Origin of the sequence: uncultured Campylobacter sp. (assembly GCF_938018035.1) — a bacterium.
Classification (GTDB): Bacteria; Campylobacterota; Campylobacteria; order Campylobacterales; family Campylobacteraceae; genus Campylobacter_B.
On the sequence record NZ_CALIJF010000168.1, the window covers coordinates 1 to 2,213 of the forward strand.

The 2,213-nt window shown below is 45.7% G+C and carries 2 protein-coding genes; both read right to left on the reverse strand.

The features are described 5' to 3' along the window. Window positions 1-447 precede the first annotated feature (447 nt). Entirely contained in the window at window positions 448-1,599 is a 1,152-nt protein-coding gene (locus Q0257_RS05235) for a toxin-antitoxin system YwqK family antitoxin (protein WP_298022443.1), read from the reverse strand. A 51-nt stretch (window positions 1,600-1,650) separates the two neighbouring features. Further along, on the reverse strand, window positions 1,651-2,213 hold a 563-nt coding region (locus Q0257_RS05240; RefSeq protein WP_298022446.1), incomplete at its 5' end, for a hypothetical protein.

Here is a 2,213-nt window from a genome sequence, read left to right on the forward strand (position 1 = left end):
CTCATCAAAGGCAGCAGCCGTATTCGCGCGCCGTGTAAAGCTGCTCGGCGTAGAATTTTACTCGCTCAAAATGCAGCGTGCCGCTTCACAAGCACAAAATTTAACCCGTTAAGGCGCCACTTGACGGCGCGGTATGTATAACCGAAAACAGATGCTCAAGGCCACGCTCGCTTAAAATTTAAAGCTGCACTTCAAAAATAAAGCCATGCTCGCTTGAAGCGCAAAGTCGCGTCTGTTTAAAGTGCGGAGCCGCGTCCTAATCAAAATTTGTCCGAGACGTAAAGCTACGCTCAATCAAAACGCAAAATTTCGCTCGCTTAAAACACGAAGCCGTGGGCACTGAAAATGCGAAGCTGCGATCGTTAAAATGCAAAGCCGCACCTAATCAAAATTTTTAAGCTTTTTCAAAATTCCAAACCCGCTTAAAATTTTAAAATTTAGTCCGCTTTACTCTCTTGCGAGCCCGTTTTTATCGGATTTATCGCTGATTAGTTTGCCGCTTTCGTCGTATTTTTTGGCGCGCACGAGCCTGCCACGCTCAAACTCGCCCTCGGCTTCGAGCTTGCCGTCTGCGTAGTAGTGCTTCGCCGTGCCCGTCTCCAGGTCATCCTTGAATGTAACTCTAGCCTTGAGCGCGCCGTTTTCGTGATATGTTTCATAAAGCCCGTGCTTACGCCCATCTCTGAACATTACCTTCGCCGCAAGCGCACCGCTTGCGTAGTATTGCTTACTCGTGCCCGTTTGCCTGCCGCGCTCGAACTCGTATTCGCCCTGCAGCGCGCCGCCCTCGTAGTATTCGCGCACGGTGCCGTCGCGCTCGCCGTCTTTAAAATTTTCGACTACGCGCATCTTGCCGTCTTCGTAAAACAACTTCCAAACGCCCTGTTTGCGGTCATCCTTGTATGCGCCCGTCTGCCTTAGCGCGCCGCTTTCGTAGTACCATTTTTCCATACCTTGGCGCTTGCCCCTTTTGTAGCTTCGCACGCCGCGCACTTTGCCGCTTTTGTAATAATCCACGTCCTTGCCGTTTCGCAGCCCGCCCTTATACGGATGGCGCGCGCTTACTTCGCCGCTTTCGTAGTAGTCGGTGAAAATGCCCTCGCGCCTGTCCGCTTTATACGCGCCCCGCTGCTTTAGCTTGCCGCTTCCCTGATAATACAGCTTGTAAAAACCCTCGCGTTTGCCGGCTTTGTATTCGCTTTGCGATCTCAGCTCGCCGCCGTCCGCGTAGTAGCTCTTCGCGACGCCGTCGTATAGGCCGCCCTTTAGCGGATATTCGTTTGAAGGCTTATCTCTGCCGTCAAAGTAATCGCGCTGAAGCACCGTAGTACCGTCCTTTACGTCAATCTCTCTGATAAGCGTCGGCGGCAGCGGCTTTGCTCTGGGGTAGACGACGCCCATAAAATTTATGTCGTAGAGATCCTCGGCGCTATAATGCAGCACCTTGAGCGTCCCGCTGTAGGGCTTGTCCGCTACGAAATACAGGCCGTTTTTCAGGACCGGCTCGGGTTGCATTACGATTTTTGGCTCCAGAGCTTGCGCGCCCAGCGCCAAAAGCGGAAGCAGAAGCCTAAACGCGCTTGTATTTAAAAATTTCACAACTTTAGCCTTTATATTTTATAAATTACTGCCAATTAAAGCTATTTTGAATTAATTTTTATTCTTTTGCTTTATCAAATCAACCAACCATTCTGGTAGTTGCTTAATTTTGGTTATAATTCCATCATAGTCAATCAATTTATCAGAGCTTTTTGATTTATCTAAAAAATCACTTGGATTTTTAGAAATAATATTAATTGTAGAAGCCATTAATTCTTTTAGTAATTCTGGATTAGTTTCATTTAGATTAGATATTTGCTCTTTATAGCTAGCATAGGAACTCGCAACTGCAACCTTATGAGCATATTCTTGTTCTAGCCTCATGGCTTCTTTGCGTCTATTTGAGCAAAAGATGGCAAGCCAGATAAAAGGTAAAGCCATAGTTATTTTTGAAAAAAATCCAAAAATCATAATGTAAATTTTATCACCAGGTATTATGGATACATTATAAGTTTTATTTACTCCGTCTTTTATTTGGGATAGTTCTGTAATTACTGCGCTAATATCCTTATTTAAAATTTCATTTACTCCAATAAAAGTCCATACGGCAACAGCAGCTATCGCAATTATACTTAAAATAAACCCAAAATCCCACTTTTTGACAGTTTTGCTAA